Annotated in this window: 14 protein-coding genes; 5 read left to right on the forward strand and 9 right to left on the reverse strand. The window is 64.6% G+C overall.

Annotation, left to right across the window (positions count from 1 at the left end; translation table 11 throughout):
• Positions 1-103: 103 nt before the first annotated feature.
• Positions 104-1,051, forward strand: a complete 948-nt coding sequence (locus tag ACO2Q4_RS10320; protein ID WP_311758460.1) for an ABC transporter substrate-binding protein — start codon at positions 104-106, stop codon at positions 1,049-1,051.
• Between the two features lie 76 nt (positions 1,052-1,127).
• Here the strand turns inward: ACO2Q4_RS10320 and ACO2Q4_RS10325 are convergent, their stop codons facing one another.
• The 3 genes from ACO2Q4_RS10325 to ACO2Q4_RS10335 all read right to left on the reverse strand — a co-directional run bounded on the left by ACO2Q4_RS10325 (position 1,128) and on the right by ACO2Q4_RS10335 (position 3,922).
• A complete protein-coding gene (locus ACO2Q4_RS10325) occupies positions 1,128-1,979 on the reverse strand; it encodes a cytochrome C (RefSeq protein WP_423319099.1) in 852 nt (283 codons plus the stop codon).
• A gap of 146 nt (positions 1,980-2,125) precedes the next feature.
• Positions 2,126-2,470: an arsenate reductase family protein gene (locus ACO2Q4_RS10330; RefSeq protein ID WP_311758364.1), complete on the reverse strand. Its 345-nt coding sequence runs from the start codon at positions 2,468-2,470 to the stop codon at positions 2,126-2,128.
• 138 nt (positions 2,471-2,608) lie between these two features.
• Complete coding sequence (locus ACO2Q4_RS10335; RefSeq protein WP_395132529.1) at positions 2,609-3,922, reverse strand: DUF3422 family protein; 1,314 nt, start codon at positions 3,920-3,922, stop codon at positions 2,609-2,611.
• Between the two features lie 130 nt (positions 3,923-4,052).
• Between ACO2Q4_RS10335 and ACO2Q4_RS10340 the strand changes: the two genes are divergently transcribed.
• Both ACO2Q4_RS10340 and ACO2Q4_RS10345 read left to right on the forward strand, forming a co-directional pair.
• Positions 4,053-4,562 (forward strand): L,D-transpeptidase family protein, encoded by a 510-nt coding sequence (locus ACO2Q4_RS10340; protein WP_423319101.1) that lies wholly within the window; start codon positions 4,053-4,055, stop codon positions 4,560-4,562.
• A 154-nt stretch (positions 4,563-4,716) separates the two neighbouring features.
• Positions 4,717-4,986, forward strand: a complete 270-nt coding sequence (locus tag ACO2Q4_RS10345) for a hypothetical protein (RefSeq protein ID WP_311758361.1) — start codon at positions 4,717-4,719, stop codon at positions 4,984-4,986.
• A gap of 75 nt (positions 4,987-5,061) precedes the next feature.
• Here ACO2Q4_RS10345 and ACO2Q4_RS10350 read toward each other — a convergent pair whose 3' ends face one another.
• The 4 genes from ACO2Q4_RS10350 to ACO2Q4_RS10365 all read right to left on the reverse strand — a co-directional run bounded on the left by ACO2Q4_RS10350 (position 5,062) and on the right by ACO2Q4_RS10365 (position 11,275).
• A complete protein-coding gene (locus tag ACO2Q4_RS10350; RefSeq protein ID WP_395132527.1) occupies positions 5,062-6,501 on the reverse strand; it encodes an NAD(P)(+) transhydrogenase (Re/Si-specific) subunit beta in 1,440 nt (479 codons plus the stop codon).
• Positions 6,502-6,511: 10 nt separating this feature from the next.
• Positions 6,512-8,086: a Re/Si-specific NAD(P)(+) transhydrogenase subunit alpha gene (locus ACO2Q4_RS10355; RefSeq protein ID WP_423319104.1), complete on the reverse strand. Its 1,575-nt coding sequence runs from the start codon at positions 8,084-8,086 to the stop codon at positions 6,512-6,514.
• A 206-nt stretch (positions 8,087-8,292) separates the two neighbouring features.
• Entirely contained in the window at positions 8,293-10,431 is a 2,139-nt protein-coding gene (locus ACO2Q4_RS10360; protein ID WP_423319106.1) for a malate synthase G, read from the reverse strand.
• A gap of 169 nt (positions 10,432-10,600) precedes the next feature.
• A complete protein-coding gene (locus ACO2Q4_RS10365) occupies positions 10,601-11,275 on the reverse strand; it encodes a hypothetical protein (protein ID WP_311758357.1) in 675 nt (224 codons plus the stop codon).
• 154 nt (positions 11,276-11,429) lie between these two features.
• Here ACO2Q4_RS10365 and pepN point away from each other — a divergent pair, with 154 nt between their 5' ends.
• Together pepN and ACO2Q4_RS10375 are read left to right on the forward strand one after the other, a co-directional pair.
• A complete protein-coding gene (pepN, locus tag ACO2Q4_RS10370) occupies positions 11,430-13,979 on the forward strand; it encodes an aminopeptidase N (protein ID WP_423319108.1) in 2,550 nt (849 codons plus the stop codon).
• Positions 13,980-14,049: 70 nt separating this feature from the next.
• The gene (locus tag ACO2Q4_RS10375; RefSeq protein ID WP_423319110.1) at positions 14,050-14,937 is read left to right on the forward strand and encodes a 1-acyl-sn-glycerol-3-phosphate acyltransferase; all 888 of its coding nucleotides are present in this window, start codon (positions 14,050-14,052) and stop codon (positions 14,935-14,937) included.
• A gap of 126 nt (positions 14,938-15,063) precedes the next feature.
• Here ACO2Q4_RS10375 and proB read toward each other — a convergent pair whose 3' ends face one another.
• Complete coding sequence (proB, locus tag ACO2Q4_RS10380) at positions 15,064-16,176, reverse strand: glutamate 5-kinase (protein WP_311758354.1); 1,113 nt, start codon at positions 16,174-16,176, stop codon at positions 15,064-15,066.
• Positions 16,164-17,195, reverse strand: a complete 1,032-nt coding sequence (obgE, locus tag ACO2Q4_RS10385; protein ID WP_311758353.1) for a GTPase ObgE — start codon at positions 17,193-17,195, stop codon at positions 16,164-16,166. Before obgE ends, proB begins: the two co-directional genes overlap by 13 nt.
• Positions 17,196-17,238 lie beyond the last annotated feature (43 nt).

Consider the following 17,238-nt stretch of genomic DNA (forward strand, 5'->3'; position numbering starts at 1 on the left):
CGGGGCCAATGCCCCACCAACAGTGGAGAAAGTGATGAAGGCATTCCTGATGTCGGCGGGCCTGATCCCGACGGGCCTGATCTCGGCAAGCGTGCTGGCGCTGATGGCGGGCGGCGCCTCGGCGGCGGACGATCTGACGCTGCAATTGAAATGGGTGACGCAGGCCCAGTTCGGCGGCTATTACGTCGCCAAGGACAAGGGCTTCTACGATGAAGAGGGGTTGAACGTCACCATCAAGGCCGGCGGCCCCGACATCGCGCCGGTTCAGGTGCTGGCGGGCGGCGGGGCCGATGTGACCGTCGAATGGATGCCGGCGGCACTGGCCGCGCGCGAAAAGGGCCTTCCCATCGTCAACATCGCGCAACCCTTCAAGAAATCCGGGATGATGCTGACCTGCCTGAAGGAAACCGGCATCGTCGACCCCAAGACCGACTTCAAGGGCAAGACGCTGGGCGTCTGGTTCTCGGGGAACGAATACCCGTTCCTCAGCTGGATGAACCACCTGGGTCTTTCGACGAATGGCGGCGCGGACGGCGTCACCGTGCTGAAGCAGGGCTTCAACGTCGATCCGCTGCTGCAGAAACAGGCGGCCTGCATCAGCACCATGACCTATAACGAATATGGGCAGGTGATCGACGCAGGGCTGAAGCCCGAGGATCTGGTGACCTTCAAATACGAGGATCAGGGCGTCGCCACGCTGGAAGACGGGCTTTACGTCCTGCAGGAAAAGCTGGCCGATCCGGCGATGCAGGACAAGCTTGTCCGCTTTGTCCGCGCCAGCATGAAAGGCTGGAAATATGCCGAAGAGCATCCCGACGAAGCCGCCGAAATCGTGCTGGAAAACGACGAAACCGGCGCCCAGACGCTTGAACATCAGACGCGCATGGCCTCGGAAATCGCGAAGCTGACCGCTGGATCGAACGGCGCGCTGGACGAGGCGGATTACAAGCGCACGGTCGACACGCTGCTGTCGGGCGGCTCGGACCCGGTGATCTCGAAAGCGCCCGAGGGTGCGTGGACCCACGACATCACCGACAAGGCGTTGAACTAGGCCGCGTTCACCGTTTCAAAATACCCTCGGGGGAATCTCCGCAGGAGATGGGGGGCGGAAAGCTCCCCTTCTTCCATCACTCGTGATCGGGAAGCGCCGGCAGGCCGCGCAGGTAAAGCAGGATCGCATCCAGATCGTCGGGTGTCATCTTCGCCAGATAGCCATAGGGCATCGGCGGATGCATGGGGCTGCCGTCGGGCCTGCGCCCCTGGGTGATCATCACCTTCACCTCGTCATCGCTGTAATCCTGCAACCCGTCCGGTCCGCTTGTCAGGTTCGCCGCGACCGAGACTCCCCAGGGCCCGACGAATTCGAATCCGCCCGCGCCCAAGCGTGTGCCGACCAGCGGGCCTTCGGGCCCCATCGGGGTATGGCATTCCATGCAGTGGGAAATCGGCCCTGCCAGATAGGCGCCATACTCCGCGGTAACGCCACGCGCCGGTGGCGTGTTGCTGGCCACGGGCGGGCCATAGGCCGGAGGCAGAGGGATCTTGTATTCCGACTTGCCGGGATCGTTCTCGACCGCCGGAACTGTACGCAGATACATCACGATCGACGCCAGATCCTCGTCCCCCAGCCCGCGATACATGGTGAAGGGCATCGGCGGGCCGATCAGGCTGCCATCGGGACGGATGCCTTCGCGGATGGCGCGGGACAGCTCGGCATCGCTCCACCCTGCAACGCGGCCAGCGGGGGTGATGTTCGGCGCGATGGCGGTGAAGGCCGGATTCTTGTCGACCAGCCGACCGGACAGGTCATGGCTGGTGTCGAACCCCTGCGGCCCGATGGGGGTGTGGCAATTGCCACAGCCCGCGGGGCCCTGGACCAGATATTCGCCGCGCTCGACGCTGGGCGCGGCCGCGGCGGGGTTGGCGGCGGACAGAACCCCAAGCGCCAGCGGGCCAACAACAAAAAGGAAACCACGCATTCATTACCACCCTGAACGGAACGCGACGGATTTTATCACGTCCGTCCCGTGCGGCAGGCGATGTTTCAGCGGGCGGCCACCTGTCTCTTGGGCCAGCTTTCAGGGCGAAAATGGCCGCCGTGGTCAAAGGACGCGGTCTGCGACCCTCAGGCCGCGACGCCAAGCGCGCGCTTGACGTTGGCTGTCCAGCCCAGCAACCGCAACTCACCCTGCGAGATCGCGGGACGTTTCATCAGCGAGGGCTTCGCTGACAGCATGGCAAGGGGCGTTCCGGCGCGCTCGGCCTCGGACATGCCGCGCCAGGTCAGGCTGGCGCGGTTGACCAGCTTCTCGCCGAAATCGGCGATCATCCCTTGCCACTCGGCCTCGGTCAGGGGGGCCTTGCTGACATCGCGGAAGCTGACGGTCCAACCCGCTGCCTCAAGCTCGGCAATGGCCTTCTGGCAGGTCGAGCAATGGGCAAGCCCGTGCATGGTCAGGGTCTTGGTCATCAGATCACCGGAATCAGAGGGACGTTGCAGGCGGAAAGCGTCAGGATGGCCAGAAGGCAAAGCGAAAGTCGCACGGGTCTTCTCCACAGGATTGGCGCGGGGGTTATGGGGCCGCCGGCGCGGGCGGTAAAGCCCGGATCAGTGCCCGTCATGCAGCCTTGCGCGAATCCGCCGCATCCCGAACCAGACCGACAGCACCGCCAGCGGCGTTAGCCCGGCGATCAGCACGGCCTTGTCCAGATCCAGCGCGTGGGCCAGCGGATACAGCGCATAGCCCAGCAACCCGACCGCGTAATAGCTGATGGCGACGACCGACAGCCCCTCGACCGTGTGCTGCAGGCGAAGCTGCAGGTCGGCACGCCGGTCCATCCGCTCCATGATTTCCTGGTTCTGGGCGCCCCGCCAGACATCGACGCGGGTGCGCAAAAGTTCGCCCGCGCGCTCGGTGCGGTCCAGCAGGGCACCAAGCCGCTGCTCGGCCGATTTCACGGTCCGCATGGCGGGGGCATAGCGGCGGGCCATGAATTCGGTCAGCATCTGCCCGCCCAGGAAACGCGTCTCGCGCAGGGCAGCCACGCGGTCCATGACGATCGCCTCATAGGCGGCGGTCGCACCAAAGCGGAAACTGTGCTGCGTCGCCGCGGTCTCCAGCCGGGTCGAAACCGACAGCAGATCCTGCAGCACTGCCTCGGGCGGACGAGAATCGTCCATCCCCTGCACGATATCGCTCAGCTGCGGGTCGAGCGCGTTCAGCTTTTCCGACAGTTCGCGCGCGCGGCCAAGACCCAGCATCGACATCGAGCGATAGGTCTCCAGTTCCAGCAGGCGCTGGACGATGCGCCCGATGCGCCCGCTGCCCGTCCCCGGCTTAACGAAGACGGCAAAGCGCATCCAGCCCGCCGGATCGATACGGAAATCCCCCGCGACGACCGCCGATTCCTCAAGCACCCAGACCGAGGCGAGGCTGTCGGCCGCGAACCATTCACCCAGACGCGGCAGGATCTCGGCGGGATCGTCCGGCAGGAAATCGACCTGGATCATGACCGCCGCCACCCGCTTGCCCGGAGCTGCGGCCTGCCAGTCCTCGGGAAAGATCTCGCCCGCCGAATGGTCGAAGGGACGGATCGGCAGGCCGCGCGCGAAGGCGGTATAGGTCACGAATTCGGTGTGGCTTTCCCAGCGAAGCTTGCGCCGGCCCAGTTGCGCGGCATAGTGGCCGGCCTTGGGGTCGGGGCTTGGCGCGCCGTGGCGGCGACAAAGTTCAGCCAGGTGGGCGACGTCGCGATCGCGGTCGCGGTTCGCCGCGTCATGCGGTTCCTTGATCGCGACAAAGACCGCGGTGCAGGGGGCCTCCAGCCGCGGCGACGGCCGGGCGTGAAGTTCATTGACCAGCGCATAGCGCAGCGGATGTTCGGCATCGTCCCTCATGCCCCGCATGATTAGCAGGCGCATGTGCCCCCGCAAGGGAAAAGCCCTCCGCCCGATCCATGGCGCGCGCTTCATGATTTCGTGATCGCGCTTTTCATTGCCGAGTGGGCACCATACAGGCAAAATACAGCAAAACAACGCCACGGGGACAGAAATGCAACGCTGGTTCTCCAGAGTGATCCTGATCGGGCTGGTCCTTGGACTGGCCGCCTGCGCGCCCAGCAAGTTCAAGCACTACAACGGTCCGCCGGTGACCGAGGTGCTTGTCCAGAAAAGCGAGCGCAAGATGTACCTGCTGAGCGGCAACCGCGCGCTGAAGGTCTATGACATCGGGCTGGGCAACGAACCGATCGGGCACAAGCAGTTCGAAGGCGACGGCAAGACGCCCGAGGGGATGTATTTCATCGACCGGCGCAATCCCGACAGCCGCTATCACCTGTCGGTCGGGGTATCCTATCCCAACCCGGCAGACACGGCCTATGCCCAAAGCCTGGGAATGCGTGCTGGCGGAGACATCTTCATCCACGGCCAAGGCCCTGAAGGCCGCGCCCTGTCGCAGGTTCGCCACGACTGGACAGCGGGCTGCATCGCCGTTCGCGATGAAGAGGTCGAGGACGTCTATGCGATGGTCCGCAACGGAACGCCTATCCTGATTACACCCTGAACGGGACTGGAAACTGCCGCGCGTCTCGCCCCGGTCGAGCGCGCGCGCATGACGGCCGGAACCTGTATGGAAGACCTGTTCAAAAGGTCAGATATGAATCCTGCGGGCAAAGCGTTAACTGGATGTCAGGTTACCAAGTACTGCGCTGGAAGACATGCATTTGCCCCCCGTTATCCATGATGGTCTTATCGATTCTGAAGATACGCGGGGCTATGTGCCCGGCCTGATCGAGTCTGTTCTGCGTTTCGGTCCCAAATCGAAATGGCGTGCCGGCGCCATCGTCGAAAGTTCGATCGAACGTTCGCAGGCCGTAGCGACGCGCTGCGCCCTGCTTATCCCGCGCAGGGGAAAGCGCACGCGCAAGCTGGCGCTGCATCCTGCGCTGCCCGCCGATGTCATCAAATCCATGCTCCAGGCTCTTTGATCACCACCACCCATCGACGGAATAACAAGGCGGGCCCAAAAGGGCCCGCCTTAATGCTTTCCAGCGGATCATGCGTCAGTCGATCATCGGCAGCAGCTGGTCGATGGACTTCTTGGCGTCGCCATAGAACATGCGCGTATTCTCTTTGTAGAACAGAGGGTTCTCGATACCGGAATAGCCGGTGCCCTGCCCGCGCTTGCTGACGAAGACCTGCTTGGCCTTCCAGACCTCCAGCACCGGCATCCCGGCAATGGGGCTGTTCGGATCCTCTTGCGCGGCCGGGTTCACGATGTCGTTCGAGCCGATGACGATGGCCACGTCGGTCGAGGGGAAGTCCTCGTTGATCTCGTCCATTTCCAGGACGATGTCATAGGGAACCTTGGCCTCGGCCAGCAGGACGTTCATGTGGCCCGGCAGGCGACCGGCGACGGGGTGGATCGCGAAGCGGACGTTCTTGCCACGCGCGCGCAGCTTGCGGGTAAGTTCCGACACCGACTGCTGCGCCTGTGCCACCGCCATGCCATAGCCGGGGACAAAGATGATCTCGTCCGCGTCGTTCAGCGCAGCCGCCACGCTTTCGGCGTCGATGGCGACCTGTTCGCCCTCGATCTCCATCGCGGGGCCGGTGGTGCCGCCGAAGCCGCCCAGGATCACGCTGACAAAGTTGCGGTTCATCGCCTTGCACATGATGTAGGACAGGATCGCACCGGACGAGCCGACCAGCGCGCCCACGACGATCAGCAGGTCATTGCCCAGCGTGAAGCCGATGGCCGCGGCCGCCCAGCCCGAATAGCTGTTCAGCATCGACACCACGACCGGCATGTCCGCGCCGCCGATGCCCATGATCAGGTGATAGCCGATGAAGAAGGCAAACAGCGTGATCAGCAGCAGCCACAGGACCGGTGCGCCGGTCGAGCAGTAAAGCACGATCGCCAGCAGCGACAGCAGCGCCGCGCCTGCGTTCAGGACATGACCGCCGGGCAGCTTCTTCGGCTTGCCGTCGATCTTGCCCGCGAGCTTCCCGAAGGCCACGATCGAGCCGGTGAAGGTCACGGCACCGATGAAGATGCCAAGCGCGACCTCGACCTTCAGCATCGCGATCTCAGCCGGGCTCTTGTGCGCCAGCACGGCGGCAAAGCCGTGGAACTCGGCCGCGGCATCGGCGGCGCGGGTGCGCAGGACGCGGCCCAGTTCGAACTGGGCGTTATAGCCGATCAGGACCGCGGCAAGGCCGACAAGGCTGTGCATCGCTGCGACCAGTTGCGGCATCTCGGTCATCTGCACGCGCTTGGCGACGACCCAGCCGATCGCTCCGCCAATCGCCAGCATCACCAGGGAAATGCCCCAGTTGCCGTAACCCGGCCCGAACAGCGTCGCGACCACGGCCAGTGCCATCGCGGCGATGCCGTACCAGACCGCGCGCTTGGCGCTTTCCTGTCCCGAAAGCCCGCCCAGCGACAGGATGAACAGGACGGCGGCCACCACATAGGCGGCGGTGGTGATTCCGAACTCCATCACCCTCTCCTTACGACTTCTGGAACATGGCAAGCATCCGGCGCGTGACCAGGAAGCCGCCGAAGATGTTGACCCCCGCCATCAGCACCGACAGCGCGGCCAGGATGACGATCAGCCAGGAACCCGACCCGATCTGCAAAAGCGCGCCCACGATGATGATCGACGAAATCGCGTTCGTGATCGCCATCAGCGGCGTGTGCAGCGAGTGGCTGACATTCCAGATCACCTGGAAGCCGACGAAGCAGGCCAGGACGAAGACGATGAAATGCGACAGGAAGCTGGCGGGGGCAAAGCTGCCGACCAGCAGCATCAGCACCGCGCCCGCGCCAAGCAGCGTCACCTGGGAACGGGTCTGCGCCTTGAAGGCAGCAGTTTCCTGGGCCCGGCGTTCCTCGGGCGTCAGCTCCTTGGGCTTTTCCTTGGGCTTCTGCGCCGCGATGGCGGCCACCTTGGGCGGCGGCGGCGGCCAGGTCACGTCGCCGTCATGGGCGACGGTCGCGCCCCGGATCACGTCATCCTCCATGTTCTGGACCAGCTGACCGTCCTTGCCGGGGGTCAGGTCGGCCAGCATGTGGCGGATGTTGTTGCCGTAAAGCTCGGACGCCTGGGCCGCCATGCGCGACGGGAAATCGGTATAGCCGATGATGACCACGCCGTTTTCGGTCACGAAACGCTCGTCCGGAACGGTCAGTTCGCAGTTGCCGCCGCGTTCGGCCGCAAGGTCGACGATGACCGAGCCGGGCTTCATCGCCGCGACCATGTCCTTGGTCCACAGCTTGGGCGCATCGCGCCCCGGAATAAGCGCCGTGGTGATGACGATGTCCATGTCGGGCGCAAGCTGGCGGAACTTCTCAAGCTGCTTTTCCCGGAACTCGGGGCTGGAGGGCGCGGCATAGCCGCCCGTCGCGGCGCCGTCGGTCTGCTGTTCCTTGAAGTCGAGATAGACGAATTCCGCGCCCATCGACTCGATCTGCTCGGCCACCTCGGGGCGCACGTCGAAGGCATAGACCTGCGCGCCAAGGCTGGTTGCCGCGCCGATCGCAGCCAGACCCGCGACCCCTGCCCCGACGATCAGCACCTTGGCCGGCGGGACCTTGCCCGCCGCCGTGACCTGCCCGGTGAAGAAGCGGCCGAAATTGTTCGCAGCCTCGATCACGGCGCGATAGCCCGCGATATTCGCCATCGAAGACAGGGCGTCCATCTTTTGCGCCCGGCTGATCCGCGGCACCATGTCCATGGCAATGGCGGTCAGGCCCTGCTCGCGCACGCTTTCCAGAAGGTCGGCGTTCTGCGAAGGGTAGAAATGCGAGATCAGCGTCTGGCCGCGGCGCATCGCCTTGACCTCGGCCTCGCTTGGCGGGCGCACCTTGACCACCACGTCGACGTCGTTGATCAGTGCCGAAGCCGTCGGCTCGACCGTGATCCCCGCCGCCTGATAGGCCCCGTCGGTAAAGCCCGCCCGCGCGCCAGCCCCTGTCTCGACGAAGACCTCGTGCCCCAGTTTCCTCAGATGAGCCGCCGAGGATGGAGTGATCGCAACCCGCGCCTCCCCCTCGTAACTCTCCTTCAAAGCGCCGATCTTCACGAGAGCATCTCCCCTGTTAGCGTCCCAGCCGTTTGCATAGCATCGTGAAATATTCTTTCACAAGGGCGCGAGGTCGGATGCAATTGGGAAAAAGGACGTAGGGTCATACGCCGGAATACTGCCGGGAGGCGGGGACTTGACACGAAAAAACCCGGCCTCGCATGCAGCGAAGCCGGGTGTTTTCATCGGGATATGCCCTTCTGGGATCAGGCGGCGCGGTCGGCCTTGGCCTGAAGGCGGCGGGCATGAAGCACCGGTTCGGTATAGCCCGAAGGTTGCACACGACCAAGGAAAACCAGATCGCAGGCCGCCTGGAAGGCGATTCCGTCATAACCGGGTGCCATCGGCAGATAGTTCTCGTCACCTTCGTTCTGGCGGTCGACGACGATCGCCATCTTGCGCATCGTGTCCATCACCAGTTGCTGGCTGACAACGCCGTGGTGCAGCCAGTTCGCCAGCGACTGTGCCGAGATGCGCAGCGTCGCACGGTCTTCCATCAGCCCGACATCGTTGATGTCCGGCACCTTCGAGCAGCCGACGCCCTGATCGACCCAGCGCACGACATAGCCCAGGATGCCCTGGCAATTGTTTGCGACTTCGCGGGCGATTTCTTCGTCGCTGTAGTTGCGGCCGCCAGCCAGCGGGATGGTCAGCAGGTCGTCAAGGCGCGCGGGACGCTTCATCGCCGCGATCTCGGCCTGACGGGCGTGGACGTCGACCTGGTGATAATGGGTCGCGTGCAGCGTCGCGGCGGTCGGGCTGGGCACCCAAGCGGTATTCGCGCCCGCCTTCGGATGGGCGATCTTCTGCTTCAGCATCTCGGCCATCTTGTCCGGGATCGCCCACATGCCCTTGCCGATCTGCGCCTTGCCGGCCAGACCGCAGGCCAGACCGATATCGATGTTGCGATCCTCATACGAGGAAATCCACGGCTGCGATTTCATCTCGCCCTTGGCCAGCATCGGGCCCGCCTCGATCGAGGTGTGGAATTCGTCGCCGGTCCGGTCAAGGAAGCCGGTATTGATGAAGGCAACGCGATGCTTCGCGGCGCGGATGCATTCCTTGAGGTTGGCGCTGGTGCGACGTTCCTCGTCCATGATGCCCAGCTTGACGGTGTGGCGCGGCAAGCCCAGCGTGTCCTCGACGAAATCGAAGATCTCGCTGGCGAAGGCCACTTCTTCGGGGCCGTGCATCTTGGGTTTCACGACATAGATCGAGCCGGTGACAGAGTTCTTCGGCCCTTGCTTCTGCAGGTCGCGCAGCGAGCAAAGCGTGGTCACCATCGCGTCCAGCAGCCCCTCGAAAACCTCGTTGCCGTCGCGGTCCAGCACGGCGGGGGTGGTCATCAGGTGGCCGACATTGCGTACCAGCATCAGGGCCCGGCCCTTGTGGCTGACGCTCGACCCGTCGGGCGCGGTGAAGGTCACGTCGGGGTTCAGTGTCCGGGTGAAGCTTTTGCCCCCCTTCTGGACCTCTTCGGCCAGGGTCCCGTCCATCAGGCCCAGCCAGTTGGCATAGGCGACCGCCTTGTCCTCACCATCGACGCAGGCGACCGAGTCCTCGCAATCCATGATCGCCGAGATCGCGGATTCCAGCACGATGTCGGAGATCCCTGCCTTGTCCTGGCCACCGACCGGGGTCGATGCATCCAGGGTGATGCGGATCATCAGGCCGTTATTGGTCAGGAACACGTCCGAAGGCTGCGCGGCATCACCCCGGAACCCGGCGAATTGCGCTGCGTCGCGCAGCGCGGGTTTAAGTGCACCGTCGCATACCGTCAGCGATGCCACATCGGCCCATGATCCTTCAGCCAGCGGCACGGCTTCGTCCAGGAACTTGCGTCCCCAGGCGATGACGCGGCCACCACGCTGGGCGTCATAGCCCCTGCCCTGCGGCAGGTCGCCCATCGCGTCGGTGCCGTAAAGCGCATCGTAGAGGCTGCCCCAGCGCGCATTGGCGGCATTCAGGGCATAGCGGGCATTGGTGATCGGAACGACCAGCTGCGGCCCCGCGACCGAGGCGAATTCGGGATCGGTGGCCTTGGTCTCGATCTGGAAATCTTCGCCCTCGGGCTGAAGATAGCCGATCTCGGACAGGAACTCGCGGTATTCGCCGGCATCAATCGTCGCGCCACGCCGGGTGATGTGCCAGGCGTCGATCGTCGATTGAAGCTCGTCCCTGCGATCCAGAAGCGCGCGATTACGCGGACCGAACTCATGAAGCAGCGTCGACAGCCCTTCCCAGAAGACACGCGGATCGACACCGCTGCCGGGCAGAGCGCGCTCGTTGATGAAGGTCGCCAGTGCCTCGTCCACTCGCAAACCGGCCTTTTCCACGCGCGCCATCGCTTTTCCTTCCTTCAATACCGCAATTCTCATTTGGTGCACGGTGGTATGCCAAACCCCGCCACCTTTCAACCGGACCGATCTTATCCGTGCGGTTGAATGATCCTTGCGGAAAAAATGAAAACCGCCGGTCGCGAAACGACCGGCGGCGCAACTGCCCAAGCTTCGATCAGTTGTTGGCGGGCGGCGTCGTGGTCGTGGTGCCCGTCGAGGGCGCGGTCGTGGCCGGTGCCGGCGTGGTCGGCTCGACGGTGATTGCGTCGTCGACCGCCTGGCCCGCATCCTTGACCGCCTCGCCAGCCGCATTCGCCGCATCCGAAGCGGCCTCCTCGGCCGCGGTGGCGGCTTCGCCCGCGGCATTCGCGGCATCGCTGGCCGCCTCGCCTGCGGCGGCACCCGCTGCATCGGCGGCGTTGTCGACGGCGGTGGCAGCATCGCTCGCGGCGTCACCTGCCGCGTCCGCGGCATTGCCCGCCGCATCGGCGGCGCTGTTCGCGGCATCGGCGGCACTGCTCGCAGCATCCGCCGCGCTGTCAGCCGCTGCATCGGCGGCAGGCGCCGTCGCGGCCGGGGCGGTGGTCGTATCTGCAGGCGCGGTGGTGGTTTCGGCGGGTGCAGTGGTGGTGGTCGCAGCCGGCTCATCGCCGGTCGTGACCTCGTTACCGGTCATGAAATACTGGACCACGAAATAGGCAATCGCCAGCGCCAGCAGGATACCGATGATCAGCGGCAGGGGCGAGGCACGGCGCTCGACGGGCTCGACATAGGTCTGGTTCGTCTGAACAGGACGTGTCGGCTCGACGGGATCGGTCCGGTTCGGATCGTTCGGGTCGTAATTGGCCATCTTGGCTCTCCTCAGCACAAGGTTGCGATGGATCGCCCGGATGGGGTCGCGCCACATAACGCCCCGGCCGGCTTGCGACCCGCCTATCCCGCGATTAACAATCTGTTTCCACGCGAGTTCCGCGCATTGCGAAAGTTTTTTGAAGGGGTTCGTCATGACCGCCACACAATATCTCGCCGATTGGCGCCCCTATCCTTTCGCGATTGCCGAAACCCGGCTGGACTTTACGCTGGCGGCCCGCACCACGCGGGTGCGTTCGGCGATCGATTTCCGCCGCACCGGACCCGGCGACCTCGTCCTTGACGGAGCCGGGCTGAAGACGCTGTCGATGACCATTGACGGGCGTCCCGTCGACCCCGCCCTGATCCGTGCTGACCAGGAAAAGCTGATCATTCCCGCCGACCAACTGCCCGAGAGCTTCACGTTCGAAGCCGAGGTTCAGATAGATCCCGAGGCGAATACCGCGCTGGAGGGCCTGTATCTGTCGGGCGGCATGTTCTGCACCCAATGCGAGGCCGAGGGCTTCCGCCACATCACCTGGTATCCCGACCGTCCCGACGTGATGGCTCCCTTCCGGGTCGAGATCCACTCCGACAAGCCCGTGCTGCTGTCGAACGGCAATCCCGTCAACACCGCGCCGGGTCATGCCTCGTGGCACGATCCCTGGCCGAAGCCCGCTTATCTGTTCGCGCTGGTCGCGGGCGACCTGCGGGCCATTCCCGACAGCTTCACCACCGCCTCCGGCCGCAAGGTCGCGCTGAACGTCTGGGTTCGTCCCGGCGACGAGCCGCGCGCAGGCTATGCGATGGAATCTCTGATCCGGTCGATGAAATGGGACGAAGAGGCCTATGGCCGCGAATACGATCTGGACGTGTTCAACATCGTCGCCGTCGATGATTTCAACATGGGCGCGATGGAGAACAAGGGGCTGAACATCTTCAATTCGAAGCTGGTTCTCGCCACTGCCGAAACCGCGACCGATGGCGATTACGAACGCATCGAGGGCGTGATCGGTCACGAGTATTTCCACAACTGGACCGGCAACCGCATCACCTGCCGCGATTGGTTCCAGCTTTGCCTGAAAGAGGGACTCACGGTCTTCCGCGACCAGCAGTTCACCAGCGACATGCGCTCGGCCGCGGTCAAGCGCATCCACGACGTGCAGACCCTACGCGCGCGTCAGTTCCGCGAGGATGCGGGCCCGCTGTCCCATCCGCCGCGCCCCGATCACTATCAGGAAATCAACAACTTCTACACGGCGACCGTCTATGAAAAGGGCGCCGAGGTCATCGGGATGCTGAAGCGCCTGGTCGGCGACGAAGGTTATCGCAAGGCGCTGGACCTGTATTTCGACCGCCATGACGGGCAGGCCTGCACGATCGAGGACTGGATCGCAGTGTTTCAGGACGCGACCGGCCGCGATCTTGTGCAATTCAAGCGTTGGTACACCGATGCTGGCACGCCGCGCCTGTCCCTGACCGAGGAATGGGCCAACGGCAAGCTGGTGCTGAATTTCCGCCAGCATACCGCACCGACGCCGGGTCAGGCCGAAAAGCCCGCCCGCGTCATCCCGATCGTCCTTGGCCTGATCGGCCCGAATGGGGACGAAGTACTGCCGACCACGGTGCTGGAGATGACCGAGGAGCGGCAGAGCTTCTCGTTCGAAGGGCTGGGCGCGCGCCCGGTCGTCTCGCTGCTGCGCGGCTTCTCTGCCCCGGTGACGGTGGCGCGCGAGATGACCGCAGACGAACAGGCCCTGCTTCTGGCCCATGACACCGACCCCTGCGCGCGCTGGCAGGCGGGCCATGACCTGGCGCTGGACGCCCTGATCGACCGCACCCGTGGCAAGGCAGGCGGCGAGGCGCTGATCCGCGCACTTGGCGGTCTTCTTGACGATGCGGAAGCCGACCCGGCCTTTGCCGCGCTTTGCCTGTCTCTGCCGGGGGAAGAGGAAATCGCGACCACGATCGCGGCCTCGGGTGCGGTCCCGGATCCCGATGCGATCCATGCCGCCCGTCGCGGTCTTGTCCAGGACATTGCCGAGGCGCATGAAGTTGCGCTGACCCGGCTGTTCGACGCGATGGCCCCTCAAGGGCCCTATCGCCCGGACGCGGACGGATCGGCACGGCGCAGCCTGCGGCTCGCTTGCCTGGGCTATCTTGGTCGCCTCGATGACGGCAACCGGGCCGACACCCTGTTCGCCGATGCCGGGAACATGACCGAACGGCAGGGCGCGTTGGAACAGCTGATCGCGCTTGACCGCGACGCCGACGCGCTGGCGCGGTTTGCAGCCGAATTTCGTGACAACCGGCTGGTGATGGACAAGTGGTTCATGGTCCAGCCTTTGCGTGCCGCGCCCGAAAAGGCGGTCGCCCGCGCGCGCGCATTGGCCGCCCGCCCGGATTTCGACTGGAAGAACCCCAACCGTTTCCGCGCGCTGATTTCGGGCCTGACGGCAAACCATGCGGGTTTCCACGCAGCCGACGGTTCGGGTTACGATTTCCTGGCCGACTGGTTGATGAAGCTTGATCCGGTCAACCCGCAGACCACGGCACGCATGTGCTCGGCATTCGAAACCATCTCGCGCTATGACACCGGACGGCAGGACAAGGCGCGTGCGGCGCTTCGACGCATCGCGGCCATGCCGGGGCTTTCGCGCAACACATCCGAGATGGTTACGCGCATCCTTGCCGGCGCAGCCTGAAGTGGTGTGAACGGCCCTTGCAGCCACCGCCGGCCACGGCAATACTGCCAGCATGGATGCCCGCGAGGACATGAAACAACGCCTTGATCCGCTGATCCACGAGCGGGCACCTTGGCTGTTTTCAACGCGTTGGCACCATGACTTCGCACGGCGGGGGCTGATGTGGCTTCTGCGCTATGATCGCACCGTCGAGCTTGGCGCAGAATTCCGCGACCTGCCCACGGATGAGATCATGCGTCGCCTTGCGCAGCTCATCATCCGGGACCTGAAGGTCGAGGGCCTGGAACATATTCCGGCCACTGGCCCGGCCCTGATCGTGTCGAACCACCCGACGGGAATTGCGGACGGGATCGTGCTGAACGCAGTCGTCTCGGCGGTGCGTGATGACCTGTTCATCTATGCCAATCACGACATCATGCGGGTTCTTCCGCAATGCGGCAGCCTGATCGCCCCGGTCGAATGGCGGGTCGAAAAGCGCAGCCATGCCAAGACGCGCGCGACAATGGATTACACGCGCAAGGCGCTTGAGCGAGGTCGGATAGGGCTGATCTTTCCCTCGGGACGGCTGGCCAAGCGTCGCGGCCTGACACTGCACGAACGCCCCTGGATGGCCAGCGCCGCAATGATCGCAAAGAAGTTCGACGTGCCGGTAATCCCGCTACAGATCCGGGCTCGGAACTCGACACTGTTCTATCTGCTGGATCTGCTTCACGCGACACTGCGCGATGTCACGCTGTTCAACGAGGTGTTGAACAAGACCTCCCAGCCCTATCGTGTGACCATCGGCACGCCGATCCCGGCCTCGACCTTGCCTGCCCGCAGTGAGGACGGCATCCAGATGCTGCGCGAAGCCGTCCTGGCCCTGCCCGCCCCCGCGCCGAACGCGGCGCAGTTCTCACAAATCCGCAGGCTGGGCCAACAGCACCGCGCGGTGGTAAAGGCCAGTCCAGTCGACTAGTCGCCCCGCGGATGGACGCGCCGCAGGAGTATTTGGAAAACGGTGAACTCGTCGCACCCGTTCTTCACCGTTTCTAAAATACCCATGCAAGGCTGAACACGCTCGTAGAGCGAGCCGTCCTGGGCCCTAGATCACCATGTCGTCGCGATGGATCAGCGCCGCGCGGCCCGGATAGCCCAGGATCGATTCGATCTCGTCACTGCGATGGCCGGCGATGGCGCGGGCTTCGGTCGAGGAATAGCGCACAAGCCCGGCCGCGAGCCGCGCCCCGCGGCTGTCGAGGACCGAGACCGGATCGCCCCGTCCGAAGCGTCCCGAGACCGCGCTGACTCCCGCCGGGAGCAGCGACTTGCCGTTCGACAAAGCCACGGCCGCGCCTGCATCGACCACGATTTCACCCTTGGGCTTCATCGCCGCGATCCAGCGTTTGCGCGCTGCATGCGGATCCGAGTCGGGCAGGAACCAGGTCACGCGCGCACCCTCGGCGACATTGCGCAGGGGATGCAGGACCGAGCCTTCGGCAATTGCCATTGCACAGCCGCCGGCGACCGCGGTGCGGGCGGCCATCAGCTTCGTCTTCATCCCGCCCTTGCTGAGACCCGATATCGGGTCGCCGCCCATGGCCTCGATCTCGGGCGTGATCTGGTCGACCACCGGCAGATGGCGGGCCGTGGGATCGGTCTTGGGATTGGCGGTGTAAAGCCCGTCCACATCCGACAGCAGAAGCAGCTGGTCGGCGCCGCATGTCACGGCGATCTGCGCGGCAAGACGATCGTTGTCGCCATAGCGGATCTCGTCCGTGGCGACGGTGTCATTTTCGTTCACGATCGGAACGACGCCAAGGCCCAGCAGCGTCTGCATGGTCGCGCGGCTGTTTAGATAGCGGCGGCGATCGGTTGTGTCGTCCAGCGTGACCAGCAGTTGCGCCGTGGTGACGCCATGGGGCACCAGAGCCTCTTCATAGGCGCGAGCCAGACGGATCTGGCCGACCGCGGCGGCTGCCTGCGACTGCTCGACCCGCAGCGGCCCTGCCGGAAGACCCAGGACCTGGCGGCCAAGCGCGATGGCCCCCGACGAGACGAGAACAATATCCGTCCCCCGTCGCCGCGCCTGTGCCACGTCATCGCAAAGCGCACGCAGCCATTCGCCGCGCAGACCGTCAGCGCCCACCAGCAGGGCCGAACCGATCTTGACCACCAGCCGCTGCGCGCGGCCCAGTTCCGGTATCACGGCTGCCACGACCCACTGTCTTCCTGACGCAACGGCTTGCGCGAGGGTGCGATTTCGGACCAGAGCGCGCGCAGTACCGTCGCCACACCTTCGCGCGAGACGCCCGACATCAGATGGACCGGCCCGCCGATCTCGGCCTCAAGCGCGGCGCGGCGTTCCTCGATCATCTCGGGGTCAAGGGCGTCGATCTTGTTCAGAACCGTGACGCGCGGTTTCTCGGCCAGCGCCGGGGAATAGGCGGCAAGCTCGGCAAGGATGGTCCGCGCATCGCCGGCCACGTCCTCGGACGTTCCGTCGATCAGATGCAGAAGCACACGCGAGCGTTCGACATGACCCAGAAACTGGTCGCCGAGGCCACGACCTTCGGACGCGCCCTCGATCAGGCCGGGAATGTCAGCCATGACGAATTCATGCGCATCGATGCCGACGACGCCCAGGTTCGGGTGAAGCGTGGTGAAGGGATAATCGGCGATCTTCGGGCGGGCATTCGACACGGCCGACAGGAAGGTCGACTTGCCGGCATTCGGCAGACCCAGAAGCCCGGCATCGGCGATCAGCTTCAGGCGCAGCCACAGCGTCCGTTCGACTCCAGCCAGGCCCGGATTGGCATTGCGGGGTGCGCGGTTGGTCGAGCTTTTGAAATGCAGGTTGCCGAAACCGCCATTGCCGCCCTTGGCCAGAAGAACGCGCTGGCCGGGATCGGTCAGGTCGCAGATGATGGTTTCCTGATCCTCGTCCAGGATCTCGGTCCCGACGGGCACGCGCAGCACGACGTCATCGCCCGAAGCGCCCGTGCGCTGCGACCCCATGCCGTGCTGGCCGGACTTGGCGAAGAAATGCTGCTGGAAGCGGAAGTCGATCAGGGTATTCAACCCTTCGACCGCTTCTGCCCAGACATCGCCACCGCGGCCACCGTCGCCGCCATCGGGGCCACCATACTCGATGAATTTCTCGCGACGGAAGGACACGCATCCCGCGCCTCCGCCACCCGAGCGGACATAGACCTTGGCGAGATCGAGGAACTTCACGACAGCATCCTTACAGCGGCAAAACACTGGGATACGCATATCG

The organism is Paracoccus sp. KR1-242 (genome assembly GCF_049446195.1).
Taxonomy (GTDB): Bacteria; Pseudomonadota; Alphaproteobacteria; order Rhodobacterales; family Rhodobacteraceae; genus Paracoccus; species Paracoccus broussonetiae.

Excerpts from the sequence above, each read along its gene's own strand:
- ACO2Q4_RS10330 (WP_311758364.1), bottom strand. The coding sequence starts at position 2,470 with ATGACCAAGACCCTGACCATGCACGGGCTTGCCCATTGCTCGACCTGC.
- pepN (WP_423319108.1), top strand. The coding sequence starts at position 11,430 with ATGACCGCCACACAATATCTCGCCGATTGGCGCCCCTATCCTTTCGCG.
- ACO2Q4_RS10320 (WP_311758460.1), top strand. The coding sequence starts at position 104 with ATGGCGGGCGGCGCCTCGGCGGCGGACGATCTGACGCTGCAATTGAAA.
- ACO2Q4_RS10375 (WP_423319110.1), top strand. The coding sequence starts at position 14,050 with ATGAAACAACGCCTTGATCCGCTGATCCACGAGCGGGCACCTTGGCTG.
- ACO2Q4_RS10345 (WP_311758361.1), top strand. The coding sequence starts at position 4,717 with ATGCATTTGCCCCCCGTTATCCATGATGGTCTTATCGATTCTGAAGAT.
- ACO2Q4_RS10365 (WP_311758357.1), bottom strand. The coding sequence starts at position 11,275 with ATGGCCAATTACGACCCGAACGATCCGAACCGGACCGATCCCGTCGAG.
- ACO2Q4_RS10340 (WP_423319101.1), top strand. The coding sequence starts at position 4,053 with ATGCAACGCTGGTTCTCCAGAGTGATCCTGATCGGGCTGGTCCTTGGA.
- ACO2Q4_RS10360 (WP_423319106.1), bottom strand. The coding sequence starts at position 10,431 with ATGGCGCGCGTGGAAAAGGCCGGTTTGCGAGTGGACGAGGCACTGGCG.
- ACO2Q4_RS10335 (WP_395132529.1), bottom strand. The coding sequence starts at position 3,922 with ATGCGCCTGCTAATCATGCGGGGCATGAGGGACGATGCCGAACATCCG.
- ACO2Q4_RS10325 (WP_423319099.1), bottom strand. The coding sequence starts at position 1,979 with ATGCGTGGTTTCCTTTTTGTTGTTGGCCCGCTGGCGCTTGGGGTTCTG.
- ACO2Q4_RS10350 (WP_395132527.1), bottom strand. The coding sequence starts at position 6,501 with ATGGAGTTCGGAATCACCACCGCCGCCTATGTGGTGGCCGCCGTCCTG.